This window comes from [Pseudomonas] carboxydohydrogena, from assembly GCF_029030725.1.
Taxonomy (GTDB): Bacteria; Pseudomonadota; Alphaproteobacteria; order Rhizobiales; family Xanthobacteraceae; genus Afipia; species Afipia carboxydohydrogena.
Genome location: NZ_CP113162.1, coordinates 2,495,733 through 2,511,473, shown reverse-complemented (window position 1 = coordinate 2,511,473; position 15,741 = coordinate 2,495,733). Strand labels below are relative to the sequence as shown.

General features: G+C 63.4%; 16 protein-coding genes and 1 riboswitch. Of the genes, 6 read left to right on the top strand and 10 right to left on the bottom strand.

Annotation, left to right across the window (positions count from 1 at the left end):
* Positions 1–89: 89 nt before the first annotated feature.
* The 4 genes from AFIC_RS12135 to thiO all read right to left on the bottom strand — a co-directional run bounded on the left by AFIC_RS12135 (position 90) and on the right by thiO (position 2,728).
* Positions 90–698 (bottom strand): thiamine phosphate synthase, encoded by a 609-nt coding sequence (locus AFIC_RS12135; RefSeq protein ID WP_275246492.1) that lies wholly within the window; start codon positions 696–698, stop codon positions 90–92.
* Positions 685–1,479, bottom strand: a complete 795-nt coding sequence (locus tag AFIC_RS12130) for a thiazole synthase (RefSeq protein WP_275246491.1) — start codon at positions 1,477–1,479, stop codon at positions 685–687. Before AFIC_RS12130 ends, AFIC_RS12135 begins: the two co-directional genes overlap by 14 nt.
* A complete protein-coding gene (thiS, locus tag AFIC_RS12125) occupies positions 1,479–1,676 on the bottom strand; it encodes a sulfur carrier protein ThiS (protein ID WP_275246490.1) in 198 nt (65 codons plus the stop codon). Before thiS ends, AFIC_RS12130 begins: the two co-directional genes overlap by 1 nt.
* On the bottom strand, positions 1,667–2,728 hold the full coding sequence (gene thiO / locus AFIC_RS12120; protein ID WP_275246489.1) for a glycine oxidase ThiO: 1,062 nt from the start codon (positions 2,726–2,728) through the stop codon (positions 1,667–1,669). Before thiO ends, thiS begins: the two co-directional genes overlap by 10 nt.
* A riboswitch (TPP riboswitch) is annotated at positions 2,716–2,826 on the bottom strand. (Overlaps the previous gene by 13 nt.)
* 805 nt (positions 2,827–3,631) lie before the next feature.
* Between thiO and AFIC_RS12115 the strand changes: the two genes are divergently transcribed.
* Positions 3,632–3,832: a hypothetical protein gene (locus tag AFIC_RS12115; RefSeq protein ID WP_275246488.1), complete on the top strand. Its 201-nt coding sequence runs from the start codon at positions 3,632–3,634 to the stop codon at positions 3,830–3,832.
* Positions 3,833–3,908: 76 nt separating this feature from the next.
* On the opposite strand, the gene AFIC_RS12110 is transcribed toward AFIC_RS12115, so the two are convergent.
* Both AFIC_RS12110 and AFIC_RS12105 read right to left on the bottom strand, forming a co-directional pair.
* Positions 3,909–4,412, bottom strand: a complete 504-nt coding sequence (locus AFIC_RS12110; protein ID WP_275246487.1) for a DUF1993 domain-containing protein — start codon at positions 4,410–4,412, stop codon at positions 3,909–3,911.
* Between the two features lie 145 nt (positions 4,413–4,557).
* On the bottom strand, positions 4,558–6,015 hold the full coding sequence (locus tag AFIC_RS12105) for a helix-turn-helix domain-containing protein (protein ID WP_275246486.1): 1,458 nt from the start codon (positions 6,013–6,015) through the stop codon (positions 4,558–4,560).
* A 180-nt stretch (positions 6,016–6,195) separates the two neighbouring features.
* On the opposite strand from AFIC_RS12105, the gene AFIC_RS12100 reads away from it, so the two are divergent.
* The 3 genes from AFIC_RS12100 to AFIC_RS12090 all read left to right on the top strand — a co-directional run bounded on the left by AFIC_RS12100 (position 6,196) and on the right by AFIC_RS12090 (position 8,844).
* A complete protein-coding gene (locus tag AFIC_RS12100; RefSeq protein ID WP_275246485.1) occupies positions 6,196–7,836 on the top strand; it encodes an isocitrate lyase in 1,641 nt (546 codons plus the stop codon).
* Positions 7,837–7,871: 35 nt separating this feature from the next.
* The gene (locus tag AFIC_RS12095) at positions 7,872–8,078 is read left to right on the top strand and encodes a DUF4170 domain-containing protein (protein WP_275246484.1); all 207 of its coding nucleotides are present in this window, start codon (positions 7,872–7,874) and stop codon (positions 8,076–8,078) included.
* A 196-nt stretch (positions 8,079–8,274) separates the two neighbouring features.
* Entirely contained in the window at positions 8,275–8,844 is a 570-nt protein-coding gene (locus AFIC_RS12090) for a hypothetical protein (protein WP_275248717.1), read from the top strand.
* Here the strand turns inward: AFIC_RS12090 and AFIC_RS12085 are convergent.
* Both AFIC_RS12085 and mbfA read right to left on the bottom strand, forming a co-directional pair.
* Positions 8,841–9,737, bottom strand: coding sequence for a metallophosphoesterase family protein (locus tag AFIC_RS12085; protein WP_275246483.1), 897 nt, complete (start codon positions 9,735–9,737; stop codon positions 8,841–8,843). The genes AFIC_RS12090 and AFIC_RS12085 overlap by 4 nt on opposite strands.
* A 1-nt stretch (position 9,738) precedes the next feature.
* Positions 9,739–10,695 carry an iron exporter MbfA gene (gene mbfA / locus AFIC_RS12080; RefSeq protein WP_275246482.1) on the bottom strand — a complete coding sequence of 319 codons (957 nt, stop codon included), beginning with the start codon at positions 10,693–10,695 and terminating at the stop codon, positions 9,739–9,741.
* 113 nt (positions 10,696–10,808) lie between these two features.
* On the opposite strand from mbfA, the gene AFIC_RS12075 reads away from it, so the two are divergent.
* Together AFIC_RS12075 and AFIC_RS12070 are read left to right on the top strand one after the other, a co-directional pair.
* The gene (locus AFIC_RS12075; protein WP_275246481.1) at positions 10,809–11,294 is read left to right on the top strand and encodes an NUDIX domain-containing protein; all 486 of its coding nucleotides are present in this window, start codon (positions 10,809–10,811) and stop codon (positions 11,292–11,294) included.
* Positions 11,295–11,361: 67 nt separating this feature from the next.
* Positions 11,362–11,874, top strand: coding sequence for a GNAT family N-acetyltransferase (locus AFIC_RS12070; RefSeq protein WP_275246480.1), 513 nt, complete (start codon positions 11,362–11,364; stop codon positions 11,872–11,874).
* A gap of 3 nt (positions 11,875–11,877) precedes the next feature.
* On the opposite strand, the gene zigA is transcribed toward AFIC_RS12070, so the two are convergent.
* Entirely contained in the window at positions 11,878–13,092 is a 1,215-nt protein-coding gene (gene zigA / locus AFIC_RS12065; protein WP_275246479.1) for a zinc metallochaperone GTPase ZigA, read from the bottom strand.
* A gap of 216 nt (positions 13,093–13,308) precedes the next feature.
* On the bottom strand, positions 13,309–15,699 hold the full coding sequence (locus tag AFIC_RS12060) for a TonB-dependent receptor (RefSeq protein ID WP_275246478.1): 2,391 nt from the start codon (positions 15,697–15,699) through the stop codon (positions 13,309–13,311).
* Positions 15,700–15,741: the final 42 nt, after the last annotated feature.

The following is a 15,741-nucleotide window of genomic DNA, read 5'->3' as shown; positions in this document are numbered from 1 at the left end:
TGACGGATGAACGCCGCCGCTCTTCGAGGCTCGCCAAAGATGGCTCGCTCCTCAGAGTGACGGCGAAGAGATTTGGTTGTTCGCGCATTTCACGCCGCCTCCATCGCGGTATCGAGCCAGGCGCGCACGCGCGCATCCGGATCGGCGTTCTGGGTGATGTCGCTGACGACGGCGATGGAATCCGCGCCGGCCGCGAAGATGTCGGCGGCGTGTTCGAGCTTGATGCCGCCGATAGCGACCAGCGGCAGGCCGCCGATCATCTGTTTCCAGCGCGTGATGCGCTCGATGCCCTGCGGCGCGAACCGCATCGACTTCAGCGTGGTGAAGAAGATCGGGCCGAGCGCGATATAATCCGGGTCGGCGGCCAGCGCGTTGGCGAGTTCTTCCTCGTCATGGGTGGACACGCCGAGCGTGAGTCCAGCCTTGCGGATCGCGGCAAGGTCCGCATCCACGAGGTCTTCCTGCCCGAGGTGCAGATGCTGCGCGCCGTTGTCGATGGCGGCGCGCCAGTAATCGTTGACCACGAGCTTGGTCGACGTGCCGCGCACGGCGTCGAGCGCATCGCGCACCAGCACGTGAGCTTTCGCATCATCAAGGTCTTTCGCGCGCAACTGCACGGTGCCGACGCCGAGTTTTGCCAGCCGCGCGACCCACGCGACCGTATCGACGACAGGATAGAAGCGATCAGGATACGGCATGCCAGAACGGTGTCCCAACGACAGGAGTGGAAGGAGAAGCGAGGTCGCGGGCTTCCATCAGCCCGGCTTCATAACCGGCGCGGCCCGCCTCAATGGCGAGACGGAAAGCGTTCGCCATCTCGACCGGGCGCTCGGCTTTGGCGACGGCGGTGTTGAGCAGCACGGCGTCGAAGCCGAGTTCGAGCGCCTGCGCGGCGTGGCTCGGCGCGCCGATGCCTGCATCGACAACGAGCGTAATGTCGGGCAGGCGGGCACGCAGCAGCTTGAGGGAATCGCGATTGGTGATGCCGCGCGCGCTGCCGATCGGCGCGGCCCATGGCATCACCACGCGGCAACCGGCATCGACGAGGCGCTGTGCGACCGAGAGGTCTTCGGTGCAATAGGGGAACACCTGGAAGCCGTCCTTGACGAGAATCTCCGCCGCCTCGACAAGACCGACCACGTCGGGTTGCAGCGTCTCGTTGTCGGCAATTACCTCGAGCTTGATCCACGAGGTGTTGAACAGTTCGCGGGCGAGCTTCGCAGTGGTGACGGCCTCGCGCACGCTCTTGCAGCCCGCGGTGTTCGGCAGCACGGTGACGCCGAGTTCGCGGATCAGCGACCAGAACGCGTCGCCGGTCTTGCCGCCCGCCATCTCGCGGCGGATCGAGACGGTGACGATCTGGCTTTTCGAGGCGCGGATCGCATCCTGCATGATCTTCGGCGACGGATACAGCGCCGTGCCGATCAGAAGACGCGAGGAGAATTCCTTGTCGTAGAATTTGACAGTGTTTGTCACCATTACCCTCCCTGCCGGGGCGTGAGGATTTCGATCAGATCGTTGTCGTTGAGCGGCGTTTCGCTCCAGCGCGCGCGGGGCACCACGTCGTAGTTCAGCGCGACCGCGACATGCGTGCCTTCATACTCAAGCTCGCTCAAAAGCTCCGCGACGCGGGTCGCCTTGATCTCGCGGCGCTCGCCGTTCACGGTCACGAACATTGCATCACCTCGTTGTCGATCAGGCCACGCGCGACGTAGTTCACCGTCAGCTCCGCGAGCGCGGGGGCCAGCAGGAAGCCGTGGCGATAAAGACCGTTGACGGCGATGCGGTTGCCGTTGACGGCGATGCGCGGCAGATTGTCGGGCAAAGCAGGGCGCAGGCCCGCGCCGATCTCCAGAATGCGTGCTTCGCCGAAAGCGGGATGCAGCGCGTAAGCGGCCGACAACAGTTCGAGCGCGGAACGCACGCTGACGCGGTTGTCCTCGCTCTCGATCGAGGTCGCGCCGATCATGAAGCGGTGCTCCTCGCGCGGAATGACGTAAAGCGGCCAGCGCGGATGCATCACGCGCACGGGGCGCGACAGCGACACCTCGTCGGTCTCGACGATAATCATCTCGCCCTTGACGCCGCGCACATCCTTCACGGCGTCGCGCGCGAAGATGCCCCGGCAGTCGATCACGATGCCGCCGTCGCCTGCGAGTTGCTCGGGTTCGCATGCGCTGTTGAAGCGGATTTCGCCGCCCGCTTTCGTGATCTTCTCATGCAGTTGCGGCAGCACGCGGCGCGGCTCGACATGGCCCTCATGCGGGAAGAACAGCGCCTCGCGGAAGCGGCCTTCGAGCGAAGGCTCGAGTCTGTCGATGGCATCGGCATCCAGCCGCTCGTAATCGCTGGTGATGCGGGCGAAATGATCGAAATCGGCGCGGTCGCGCGGATGCGCCACCACCAGCGAGCCGTTGAACGGCGTGTCGGGCAATTCATTCCGCCACAGATCGAGCGAGCGGGTGCCGAGGCGGGTGATGACGGGCTCGGAGGTTTCCTGCTCGCACCATGGCGCCAGCATGCCGCCGGCGAAATGACTGGTGGCATGCGTCATCGCCGCGTCATCGCGTTCGACTAGTTTGACGCTGTAGCCCGCCTTTGCGAACGACAATGCCTGCCATGCGCCGGCAACGCCCGCGCCGACAATGGTGATGTGGCGGTTGGCGTCGGAATTCGACGCATTGTTGATATGATGGGTGGCGTCCGAAGACGCGGATTTCTGAAACATCCCTGTCCCTTCGCCGGCATGACCCGGATCAGGTTCAAAGGGTCACCGCACCATCGCGGTATCTCAGCTCCTGTGACGGAGCCCCCCTCGGAACGGTATTAACGATAGGCCCGGTACCTCAGTGGGTCAATACTTTAGATGTAATCTATCCGCCGAATTTACCAGCGCCCTTCGCGTCCGCGGGTATGGAACCGCCGTTCGCGCGTGCTGGTGTGCGTCAGCGTTCCGAAATCCGGTGTCCCGCGAATTTCATCATTCGCAATTTTGAATCGCAATCCGGTCTGCATTCGGTGCGTTGGCGAATTGCGCGGTGGCGATCCGCCGTCGCTGCGGACATGCTCGCGCTGAAGCAAGCTGCTCTGCCTTCAACACGATGAACGATGTCGAGGCGACTGACATCCCATACGCCAAAGTTGAGAAAAATCATCTTGCGGTTGAAAACGAATCCATTCGGCGATCGCGCTGCGTCGTATGTGCGCATCGCAGCAGCAACGAAAACCGAATCCCGCCTTGAAGTTATTCCATTTCTAAAAATATGGTTCCGCGATTTCTGTCGCGACGCAGCGTTTATTCTCAAGCGCGGCTGCAACGCAGCATATGCAGTGCTAATTTCGAGGGTGCGTCACTTGGTAGTTCGCGATGTCGTGAAATCGTTATATGCTCATGGCACGAAGCAACCGAAAGGCAGCCTCTCATCATGCTGATCCTGACAACGATGACTTCGAATGCCAAACATCTCTCCGCGAATGATTGCTCGTCTCCGGGCGCTGTGTCGCCGCGCCAGGTCCGTGATGCGGCCTGTGCGGTGACGGCTGCGTGTCAACGCACATTTCTCTGAAACCTTTTCAGTCATCTTGCGTTAGTGCGCCATCAGGGGGCCGGAGCGATCCGGGCAAGGACGAAATGTCAGATACCTATATTATCGAAGTCAGTTCCGAACCGGCGGGGATCGTGGTGAGGGACAAGGCCGGATTCCGTTTCTTCGCCGCCAATCATCGCTTCAATCCGCTGGAAGGCCGGCTGTTCCGCAGCGCGCGCGAAGCCGAGCGCGTGGCGCGGGAATTGTTGAGCGGCAAGACCAAGCCCGAAACCGTCGTGGCTTGAAATCCGAATCTTCGCGGCAATGAAAAAGACCGGCGTCTTACGCCGGTCTTTTGATTCGCATTCGCGGCAGGCGCACTTAGTTCGCGCCGAGAAAATCCAGCTTGCCGATCTGTACGCCGTTGTGGCGCAGGATGTTGTAGGCGGTCGTGCAATGAAACAGGAAATTCGGCAGCGCGACGTGATTGAGGAATTGCTGCCCCGGCAGCGTCTTGGTGGTGTCCTTGCCGGTGGCGAAGGTGACGTCGCGTTTGTCGCCACCCTCATACTTCGCGGCGGGAATGGCCTTGATCCCTTCGATGGTCCTGGCGATGCGCTGCTGCAATTGCTCAAAGGTGGTTTCGGTGTCCGGCGTGGAGGGCACGTCCGTGCCGGCGAGGCGGGCGCACGCCTTGCCGGAAAAATCGCAGGCGAGCTGAATCTGCCGCGTCAGCGGAAACATGTTCGGATAGAGCCGGTCATTGAGCAGCACCTCGGGCGCGATGCCTTGCTCCTTCGCATAGGCTTCGCCCTTGGCGAGCACTTTCGAGAGTGCGATCAGCGAATGGGTGAACAGCGGGGCGGTACCATCGTAAAACGACATGGGAAGCCTTTCGGAAAACCTTGCAGAAAAATCCTGCGGTGAAATCAGTGAGCCGGATGTAGTGCGTTCACGGACGCGCACAAGGCACGCTCCCGTGATCGGGAGACGCAATTTCCGGCCACAGGCCCGCAACAGGTCGTCCGGCCTACATATCCCTTGCGCTGGAGAACGCGAACGACGACACGCGCCGCGTGGTCTCGTCGAGAATCAGCGTGCGCGTCAGCGGCGGCTCGGCGCGCTGGCTGCAATTTTCCCGCTCGCAGAGCCGGCAGTTGACGCCGATCGGCGTGCCTTCGGCGCGGTCGAGATCGAGACCCGCCGTATAGACGAGTTTCGAGGCATGGCGGATCTCGCAGCCCAGCCCGATGGCGAAACGCGGCTGTACATGCGGCCACGGCACGGCGGGGCGGCGCAGCGTCTGCGCGATCGAGAAATAGCGGCTGCCGTCCGGCAATTCGATGATCTGCTGCAACAGCCGGTCCGGCGTGTCGAAGGTGGAATGCACGTTCCACAAGGGGCAGGTGCCGCCGAATTTCGAGAACGGGAACGTGCCCGAGGAGAAGCGTTTCGAGACGTTGCCCGCGTTGTCCACCCGCAGCAGGAAGAACGGCACGCCGCGCGCGTTCGGCCGCTGCAATGTGGTGAGGCGATGGCAGACCTGCTCGAAGCCGGCGTTGAAGCGCCGCGTCAGAACGTGCAGGTCGTAGCCGAGCGTTTCCGCCGCGCTGAGAAACGCCTGATAGGGCATCATCACCGCCGCCGCGTAATAATTCGCGAGCGTGATGCGGTAGAGCTTGCGCGTGGTGTCGTCGAGCGGGCCCGCGCGGTTGATGATGGAATCGAACTGCGCGCTCGCCTCGGAGAGGCCAAGCTGCATCGCGAGCTGGAAGGTGCGCCCGGCGCTGTCGACAAGTTCGGAGATCAGAACCTGGCGGCGGTGGCGGTCCCAGCGCCGCAGCGTCTCGCGCATCACGTCCACCGGCATGATCCGCACCGTGGTCGAGTGCTTTTCGCGCAAGCGGTTGATGAGCGCGGTGCGCAGGCCCTGCGGGTCGGTGTCGATCTCGTCGCGCAGGGTTTCGGCGGCGGTTTCCAGTTCGGGGAAATAGTTGCGGTTGGCCTCGATCAGGTCGCGCACGCGCTCGATCGGGTTGGCCTCGTAGTCGTGGCCGCCGCCCTTGTCGCGGTCGGCGAACTGCGCCGCGACCAGCGTCTCGCCGCGCCGCGCTTCGGTGTAGGCGGCATAGACCCGCTGCAAGGCATGGGTGACGCCGGGGCAAAGCTCGGCGAGATCGCGCAATTCCTGCTTCGGCAGGTCGATCTGGCGGAACAGCGGATCGGAAAAGATCTCGTTCAGTTCGGCGAAGAAGCGATCTTCGTCGGAGGTCGCGAGGTCGCGCAGGTCGAGATCGTAGGTCTCGGCGAGGCGCAGCAGCATCTGCGCCGTCACCGGGCGCTGGTTGCGTTCGATCAGGTTGATGTAGCTCGGGGAGAGGCCAAGCCCTTCGGCGATCTGGGTTTGCGACAGGTTGAGCTGTTTGCGCAGGCGGCGGAAGCGCGGCCCGACGAAGAGTTTCCGGCCTGTTTCGGTGGGGGTTCGCATGCCTCTGCTCCTCCGCGGTCGCCTATTTATTACAAGATTTACAAATTAACCGGTATGAATTTGTAAAATAATTACAAGCCATCACGATCAAAACCCAGTGTGTCTAGACGATATCCGATCTATCGCGTTGGATGCAAGAACAGCTTTTGGCAATGCGATGTAACAAATGTAGGTCATAAAATGAACTATCAGACGCGCAATATCCCCGACCATGCGATCCTCGGCCCTTCCTCCTATCAAAGCGAGGTCAAGGCGGCCGAGGCCCTGCTGAAGGACAAGTCCACCTGGAGCGGCGTCACCGCCGAGGCCGTGGCTCGCATGCGCCTGCAAAACCGTTTCAGGACGGGTCTTGATGTCGCGCGCTACACGGCTGCCGTGATGCGCGCCGATATGGCCGCGTATGACGCGGATTCCACCAAATACACCCGCTCGCTCGGCTGCTGGCACGGCTTTGTCGCGCAGCAGAAGCTGATCTCGGTCAAGAAGCATTTGGGCGGTAAGACCGACCGCTGCTACCTGTATCTGTCGGGCTGGATGGTCGCGGCGCTGCGCTCGGAATTCGGGCCGCTGCCGGACCAGTCGATGCACGAAAAGACCACCGTGCCCGCGCTGATCGAGGAACTCTATACCTTCCTGCGTCAGGCCGATTCGCGTGAACTCAACGACATCTTCCGCGAACTCGATGCCGCGCGTAAGGCTGGCGACAAGGCGCGGGAAACGGCGGCGATCGATAGGATCGACAACTTCCAGACCCATGTCGTGCCGGTCATCGCCGACATCGACGCCGGTTTCGGCAACGCGGAGGCGACCTATCTTCTCGCCAAGAAGATGATCGAGGCGGGCGCGTGCGCATTGCAGATCGAGAATCAGGTCTCGGACGAGAAGCAGTGCGGCCATCAGGACGGCAAGGTCACCGTGCCGCATCAAGTGTTCCTGGCGAAGATCCGCGCCTGCCGCCACGCCTTCCTCGAACTCGGCGTCGAGGACGGCATCATCGTCACCCGCACCGACTCGCTCGGCGCCGGCCTCACCCAGCAGATCGCGGTCAGCAACAGGCCGGGCGATCTCGGCGACCAGTACAACAGCTTCCTCGATTGTGAGGAAGTCGATGCCACCAAGATCGGCAACGGCGACGTCATCATCAGCCGCAACGGCAAGCTGATGCGCCCGAAGCGGCTGGCGAGCAACCTGTACCAGTTCCGTCCCGGCACGGGCGTGGACCGCTGCGTGCTGGACTGCATCACCTCGCTGCAGAACGGCGCCGATCTGTTGTGGATCGAAACCGAGCGGCCGAACATCGCGCAGGTCGCGGAGATGGTGGACCGTATCCGCGAAGTGGTTCCGAACGCGAAGCTCACCTACAACAACTCGCCGTCGTTCAACTGGACGCTGAACTTCCGCTGGCAGGTGTTCGACGAGTGGAAGGCGGCGGGCAAGGACGTAGCTAAGTACAACCGCGCCGAGCTGATGAAGGCGGAATACGACGACACGCCGCTGGCGCTCGAAGCCGACCAGTTGATCCGCACGTTCCAGGCGGACTCGGCGAAGCGCGCGGGTGTCTTCCACCACCTCATCACGCTGCCGACCTATCACACGGAGGCTCTGACGATGGATAACCTCTCGAAGGATTATTTCGGCGATCAGGGCATGCTCGGCTACGTGAAAAACGTGCAGCGCGCGGAAATCCGGCAGGGCGTCGCCTGCGTCAAGCATCAGAACATGGCCGGCTCCGACATCGGCGACGACCACAAGGGATATTTCGCCGGTGAAGCGGCCCTCAAGGCGGGCGGCGTTCACAACACCATGAACCAGTTCTCATGATCGAAACGGCTTCAGGCTAACCAATGGAGGCTCAGATGAGTGGCAGCAATTTTTGGGTGATCGGCGGCGAGTTCGGTTCGATGAACTTCCACAAGCTCGTCCACGGTTCGGCTCAGGTGCAGGGCCCGTTCAGGACCCGCAAGGAGGCCGAAGATGCCTGGCGCGTGGTCTCGGAGGAAAACCGGCATCGCGGCAGCGTGCGGTTCTCCATCGTCGAGGAGCCGCTGCGCGAGAGCGCCTAACCTTCTTTCCCAGGGTGAGACGCAATTCCGCGTCGAACTCGCGACTGGCCCCGCCCCTCAAAAGGCGGGGTTTTTTTCGTGGGGATGGGTGGGCCGGAAGCCCGGAGAGCCTTTCATCCGGGGGCGGCTTTCCAAGGCTGTAGCGGGCGGTTTTGGTTACTGCTAGGTTAACCCTCGGATGGAGAAGGGTGACCGCATGGCGGATCAGGGTCTCGACGGAGCGGCAAGGAACCCCGGGGTCGGGAGCCTGCGCGCGGCGCTGCACAAGGCGCGAATCGAGGCGGCGGACCGCACCGGGGTCGTGGTCGATCTGCGCGATGCCGAGGCCGCACGGCTGGAAATCCTCAACGAGGCGCTGGACCAGCTTTTCACGGAAATCCCGCCCGGCGTCGATCTGTTCGACCGCGGCATCAGTCAGGGCGACACGCCCCGGCTGTGGATCGATTCCATCGCCCATGTCGCGATGGGACGCGACAAGCGGATTTACCGTTTCGTGCAGGACACAAGGTTCGGCCGCACCGTGCTTGCCGAATCGCATGACGTGCCGGTGATGGTCGATGCCATCACCGATTACATCGCCCGCCGGATCATCGAGCGCGACCGCGCGCTGGTATCGGCGCTGCCCGCCGAGGTCGTCGCACCGGGCCGGACGGCGGTTGTTGTCGAGAAGCCTGCCAGCCGGTTCTGGCCGTTCGTGATCGGCGTCGTCATCGGCATGGCTGGGCTGTTCGGTATCGCGCTGATCGCGGCGCTGCGGAGCAGCTAACCAAGCCGCTCGCTTTTCAATTCGATGATGCCTTCGGCGTTACCGCTCAATCCCCGCACGCGGTGGCTGATGCTCCATGCGCCATCGTCTTTACGTGCGAACGAAATCAACTGATACGCGGCAGGCTGATGATGTCCCCCGCTTGACGCCGATGCGGAGGGCACCCCGATCGAGGCGAAGCGTCCGCGCTGGCTCTCGAACCACACGGTGGCATGGCGGTGGTCGTGGCCGTGCAACACGAGGTCCACGCCATGGCGGGTGAGTATGTCAATCAATGCTGGCGCGTCGGTGAGGCGCGCGCTCCATCGTCCGCGCGCCGAGCGCAGCGGATGATGAATCAGCACGACGCGGCACAGCGGTTCAGCCTTCAGCGTCGCCAGCAGTGAATCGAGTGCTGCGAGTTGGGCCGCGCCGATCCGTCCCGTCGCCATGAACGGCGCGCTCGGCACCGCCGTGGTCAGGCCGATCAGCGCGAGCGGCCCACGGCGGCGCAGATAGGGAAAGCCAACTTCGTCCTCACCGTCGCCGCGCATGTAATCGGCCCACGACAGCGCGAATTGGCCGCGCGTCGCCCGCGCATAGGCATCGTGATTGCCCGGCACCAGCGAGACATCGTGCGCGGAGCCGACATCTTCCAGCCACGCGCGCGCCTGCGTGAATTCGGCCGGTAGCGCGACATTGACGAGATCGCCCGTCACCGCGATGTGGTCGGGATGCTGCGCGTGAAGATCGGCCACCAGCCGCGCCAGCACGTCGCGCCGGTGGATCATGTGGCGGCGGCGCTTCCAGTTCGCGTAACCGATGGCGCGCTTGCCGAACAGTTCGGCGAACCGCGCCGGTGGCATTGGCCCGAGATGCGGATCGGAGAGATGGGCGAGGGTGAAGGGGCTCACGTCAGGCGCTTCCGATCAGGATGCCGGCGAGGAACACAAGCGTGCCGCCGACCGCGATCTGGAATGTAGCCTGTAGCCATGGCGTGTCCATGAAGCGATGCCGGATCCACGAAATCAGCGCCAGTTCGATCACCACGACGATTACCGCGAGCGTGGTCGCGATGGTGAAGTCGGGAATGAGATAAGGCAGCGTGTGGCCGAGGCCGCCGAGCGTGGTCATCAGGCCGCAGACCGTGCCGCGAATCCATGGCGAGCCGCGTCCGGTCAATGCGCCGTCGTCCGACAGCGCCTCGGCGAAGCCCATCGAGATGCCGGCGCCGACCGAGGCCGCGAGGCCGACCAGAAACGTCGCGAACGGCTGGTGGGTGGCGAAGGCGGCGGCGAACAGGGGCGCCAGCGTCGAGACCGAACCGTCCATCAGCCCGACGAGGCCCGGCTGGATGTATTGCAGCAGGAAGGCGCGGCGCTGGGTTTCCGCTTCGGTGGCGACCGCCTCGCGGGTGAGATACTGCTCGGCCAATTCCTCGGCGCGCACCTCGTGACGGTCTTCTTCCTGAGCGAGACTGAGCAGCAGCGCGCGGATGGATTCGTCGCGCGCGACGGTGGCTGCCTTGCGGTAGAATTGCGCGGCTTCGATTTCCATCCGGGCGGCGTACGCACGCACCACGCCGAGGCCGAGAGGGCGCATCAGCCACAACGGCTTGCGCTTGATGAAGCCGGAAATATCCTCCCGCCGAACCAGCGGCAGATGTTCTCCGAACTTTTCCCGGTAGAGTTGAAACAGGCGCTCCCGGTGGCCGGTTTCCTCCCTGGCCATGTCGGAAAAGATCGCGGCGGAGGCCGGAAACTGTTCGGCGAGGCCATCGGCGAATCCGTGGTAAATACGGCTGTCGTCCTCCTCATTGGAGATGGCGAGCGCCAGTATCTCGCGCTCCGTCAGATCCGCAAACTTTTTCATCGCAAGGGCATCCCTGAGCCGGACAATGGGAGCCGTTGTCGCAAGCAGGCTGCCGTAGCGCAAGCCGCAAGACGTAAAGGTTGGCAGATGATCTTTAGTCCCGGGGTCGCCCGATGAATTTCCAGTCGCTGCGGCTGGCATGGGAGCCGGTGATCCGCCGCGTGTTTCATGTCTATGCGCGGTTCGCGCGCGGCATGACGCTCGGCACCCGCGCGGTGGTGCTCGACGGCAAGGGGCATGTCTTTCTGGTCAAGCACAGCTATGTCGCCGGATGGCACCTGCCGGGCGGCGGAGTCGAGACCGGGGAGACGATTTCCGACTCGTTGCGGCGCGAACTTCACGAGGAGGGCGGCATCGAGTTGACCGGCGAGCCGTGCCTGCATGGTATTTTTTTCAATCGTCACGTCTCGCGCCGCGATCATGTCGCGGTTTATGTCGTACGCGATTTCCGGCAGGAGCGGATGCCCGCGCCGAACCACGAGATCATCGCCTGCGGTTTCTTCGATCCGGCCGATCTGCCGCCCGACACCACCCGGGGCACACGCTTGCGGATTGCGGAAGTGCTCGAAAACAGGGCGATACCGGCGGACTGGAGTTAACCGCAGGGGCCAAGCCAGATAATTGGCCGATGGACCGGCAGCGCGGCAAATGCTATGCGCGCGGACGATGACCGATCTCTCCCTCACCATCCTGTCCGAGACGCCGAACGACGCCCAGGCGATCGAGCGGCTGCACCAGCGCACCTTCGGCCCCGGCCGTTTCGTTCTCAGCGCCTACCGGCTGCGCGAGCATGTCGATCATCTGCTCGATTTGTCGTTCACCGCGCGCATCGGCACGCTGTTGGTCGGCTCGGTGCGGCAACTGCCGATCTGCGTCGGCGAGACGCCCGCGCTGCTGCTCGGGCCTCTCACCGTCGAGCCTCCGTTCCGGTCGCGCGGTGTGGGACGCGCGCTGATGGAGCGCGCCTTGAGCGAGGCGAAGGCGAAGGGCCATCGTCTCGTCGTGCTGGTCGGGGATGAGCCCTATTACAGCCGGATGGGCTTCAAGCGGATTCCGAACGGCGTCACGGCGATGCCGGGTCCGGTGGACCCGGCGCGGCTTCTGGTGCGCGAACTGGAAGAGGGCGCGTTCGAAGGCGTCACCGGGGCGATCCGGCCCGACTGGCGCGCGGTGTCGTAACCTTCACTCCGCCGCGATCTCGTCCGCACGCCGCCAGCGCGGAAACGGGTCCGGCAATCGCGACCATTGATCGATGTGCATGCCCGGCTTGCCATCGACAAGGCAGGCATCGAGTCTGGCGCGAATGGAATCTTCGTCCATGCCGGTGCCGATGAAGACGATCTCCTGCCGCCGGTCGCCGTAAATATCGTTCCAGTTCTTTTTCAGGCTCTGCCGCCAGAACGGATCGTTGGGCCAGCGTTCCACCGGCACGTTCGCCCACCAGAATCCGAGACCCTCGGTTTTCACGATTGCACCGGCCTGACTGAGTTCGCCGAGCCATTGCGGCCGGGTCGCCAGCCAGAAATGCCCCTTGGCGCGGATCACGCCGCGCCAGCTTTCGCGCAGGAACTGCTGGAATTTGGCGGGCTCGAACGGTCGCCGCGCGCGATAGACGAAGCTCGTGACGCCGTATTCTTCTGTCTCCGGCACATGATCGGCGAAGCCGTAAAGCTCCTTCGCCCAGAGCGGATGCTGTTGCGCGCGCTCGAAATCGAACCGGCCGGTGTTGAGAACCCGCTCGTAAGGCACCCGCGCGTGATCGGCCTCGACGATGTCGGCATCGGGATTGAGCGCGCGCACGATCTTGCGCGCCGCGTCGCGCTGTGCGGTTGTCGCGGCGTCGATCTTGTTGAGGATGACGACATCGGCGAACTCGATCTGCTCGACCAGCAAATCAACCAGCGTGCGCTTGTCGTCGTCGCCGAGGGATTCGCCGCGATCCTTGAGAAATTCGACGGACGAATAGTCCTTCAGCAGATTCGCGGTATCGACCACGGTGACCATGGTGTCGAGCACGGCGACATCGGACAGGCTGTCGCCGTCCTCGTCGCGGAAGTCGAACGTCGCGGCCACGGGTAGGGGTTCGGAAATGCCGGTGGATTCGATCAGCAGATAATCGAAGCGGCCGCTTTCGGCGAGCAGGCGGACTTCCTTGAGAAGATCGTCGCGCAGGGTGCAGCAGATGCAGCCGTTCGTCATCTCGACGAGCTTCTCGTCCGTGCGCGACAGATTGGCGCCGCCGTCACGAATGAGATCCGCATCGATATTGACTTCGCTCATGTCGTTGACAATCACCGCCACCTTCAGGCCGCGGCGGTTGTTCAGCACATGGTTCATCAGCGTGGTCTTCCCAGCACCGAGGAAGCCGGACAAGACGGTGACGGGGAGTTTTTGCATCGAGATCAAAGAGCCTGTGAATGGCGTTGAGCCGGGAAGAATAGGACATCGGTCCTCATTTGTTATGTTATAACATAACATATTCTATGGCTGAGATGTCAAGGGAAAGCCAGGCGGCAGAATGCCGGCTGGAAAAGAATGTTCGACCGAAAATAGAAACGGCCGCCCGGAGGCGGCCGCTTTGCTCGGACTTGTTTGCTGAGGCTAGAGGAAGCCTCAATATTTGATGTTGGCGAACAGCCTCACGCCCATGCCGGGCAAGAGCACCTCATCCTTGGTGTAGGACACCGCGTTGCGGATGTCCTCGTTGAGCAGATTGTCGCCGACGATGCCGACGCGCAGTTCCTGCGCGCCCCACCAGTCCGTCTTGGCGAGCTTGGTGGTGTAGCTCAGCTCCGCCTTCAGGCGATTGTAACCCGGCGTCGATGTCTCGATGCCGCCGATGTCGTTCTGCGCGAAGGCATGGAGCAGGTTGACGCGCGCGAGCCAGTTGGCGTCGCGATAGTAGATGCCGCCGCCCAGCCGTTGCGGCGGAATGCGCGGCACGTTGCTGCCGTCGTCGAACGTCGCGCGGACAATATCGTACTGCCCCTCGACGCCGAACGTGCCGAACCACAGCGGCATCACGTCGTACTGGAACTGGAATTCCGCGCCACGGAAATGGGCGTTGCGCTGCGAATAGATCGCCTGATTGAGTTCGAGGCTGTCGTTCGCCACGCACGCGGTGCCGTCGCAGGTGTTGCCGGTGAGGTTACGGTAGATGAAGCCGTTGAAGTGCGTGTCGTAACCGGTCAGCTCGAACCGGAACGGACCGGTGTTCTTGCGCAGGCCGATCTCGACCGATTTCGCGGTCTCGATCTTCAGGTTCGGATTGCCGATGTCGAACGTGACGGTCGCATCGTGGCCGCCGCGCGAGAACAGTTCGGCGGGTTTCGGCGCGCGCTCGGTGTATTGCCCGGTGACGCTGGCGACGAGGCCGTAGGGCAGGTTCTGAATCAACCCGACGCTGCCGCTCGCGGGATTGAAGTTGAGATTTCGCGAAACCGCAGGACCGATGGCGGAGGTATCGTTGAACAGCTCAGGCACGAAGGAGGGCGTCGAGCCGGACAGGTTGACGTGCTCGATGCGGCCCGCGATCTGCGCCTTGGTGGTGTTGCTGAAGGCGAATTCGTTGAACGAGTAGCCGGCGACGCGGGTGTTGCTGTTCGGGTCCCACAGTCCGTTGAATGGACTGCCGATGTCGTCCGGGCTTGGCGCGTTCAGTTCCTGATGCGAGGCCTGCACGCCGAGCGCCGACGTCATCGTCGCGAAGTTGACATTCACCGGCGCGAGCTGCACCTCGAGGCGGCCTTCCTGCTCCTTGTTGGTGAAGGTCTGGCGCACGCCGTCGCTACCGTCGTCGCCGAGGCCGATTTCATTGTGCTTGTAATCGGTCGCGCCGACCCAGAAGCGGATCGCATCAATCGCAGCGGCATCGGGACGGTACTCGCCCTTCGCGGTGAACTTGGTCTGTTTGGCGTCGATGCGCGTGTTGTGCTCTTCGCCGTCGATGCCGGGAATATGATAGAGCGAATTGTTCTGCTGGATCGCCGCGCCGATATAGCCGCCGGTGAAGAAGTAGGTGCCCCCGACCGATCCGCCGTAGGAATGCGTGCCGGAATTCGCCTGCGTGCCGTTGAAGGGCCGCGCCGGATCGAACCGGTAAGGCGAACTCGGAATGCCGTAGCTGTCGGTCTTGCGGTCGAAGCCATCGGCGTGGATCGCGAAGTTGCTGCTGGCTGCGTCCAGCAAGACCGCGCCCTCGCGGCCGTTGTCGATGCTGGAATAGCCGGTGCGGGTTTCGAAATTGCTGCAATAGCCGGAGCTGGAAGGCGCTTTCACGTCGTAGCCCCAGGTCTGCGATGGCGACACCGGATTGCACGGCAGCGCATCGGGAATGCGGTTGTTGGTGGCGCTGACGACGCCGCCGATCGCGGTCGAGCCGTAACGCAGCGTCGCCGGGCCGCGGATCACCTCGATCTGGTTGGTGGTGAGCGGGTCGATCGGGACGAAATGATCCTCGCCGAGATCGGATGCGCCGTTGCTGCCGATGCCGTTCTCGACGATGCCGACGCGGTTCATGTCGAGGCCGCGAATGATCGGGCGGCTCGATGCGCCGGGCGCGAACGACGAGCCGGTGATGCCGGGCTTGTCGTTCAACAGGTCGCCGAAGGTCTGCGCGCCGCTGCGGCGGATTTCCTCGTTCGGCACCACGGTGACGGTCGCGAACTGGTCGGTGACGATCGGCAGCGTGCCCTGCGACGGCGCGGGAGCGGACGCGGCCTGTGCGATAGCGGGCGTGTCCGGTTTGTCTTTCGGCTTGCCCGAGTTGCGCGCGACGCCGCTGCCGTGCCTTGCGGCGACGACCGGGCGGTGGCGGTGATGATCGATGGGGCTTGGTGCATGCACCATGATTTCCGGCAATACCGTGCCGCTTGAGGCGGCAGGCGCGGGGGCCGGTGTGGCCGCGGGCGGCGTGGCCTGCTGCGCATGGACGGACGGGGTGAACACGGCAAGCGCAATCGCCGAGGCGCTGGCGAGCGAAGCGCGAAGGGAGGAGCGGGACATTGTGAATTTGATCCTGACGCCGCGGGCGGCTCAGGATGAGCA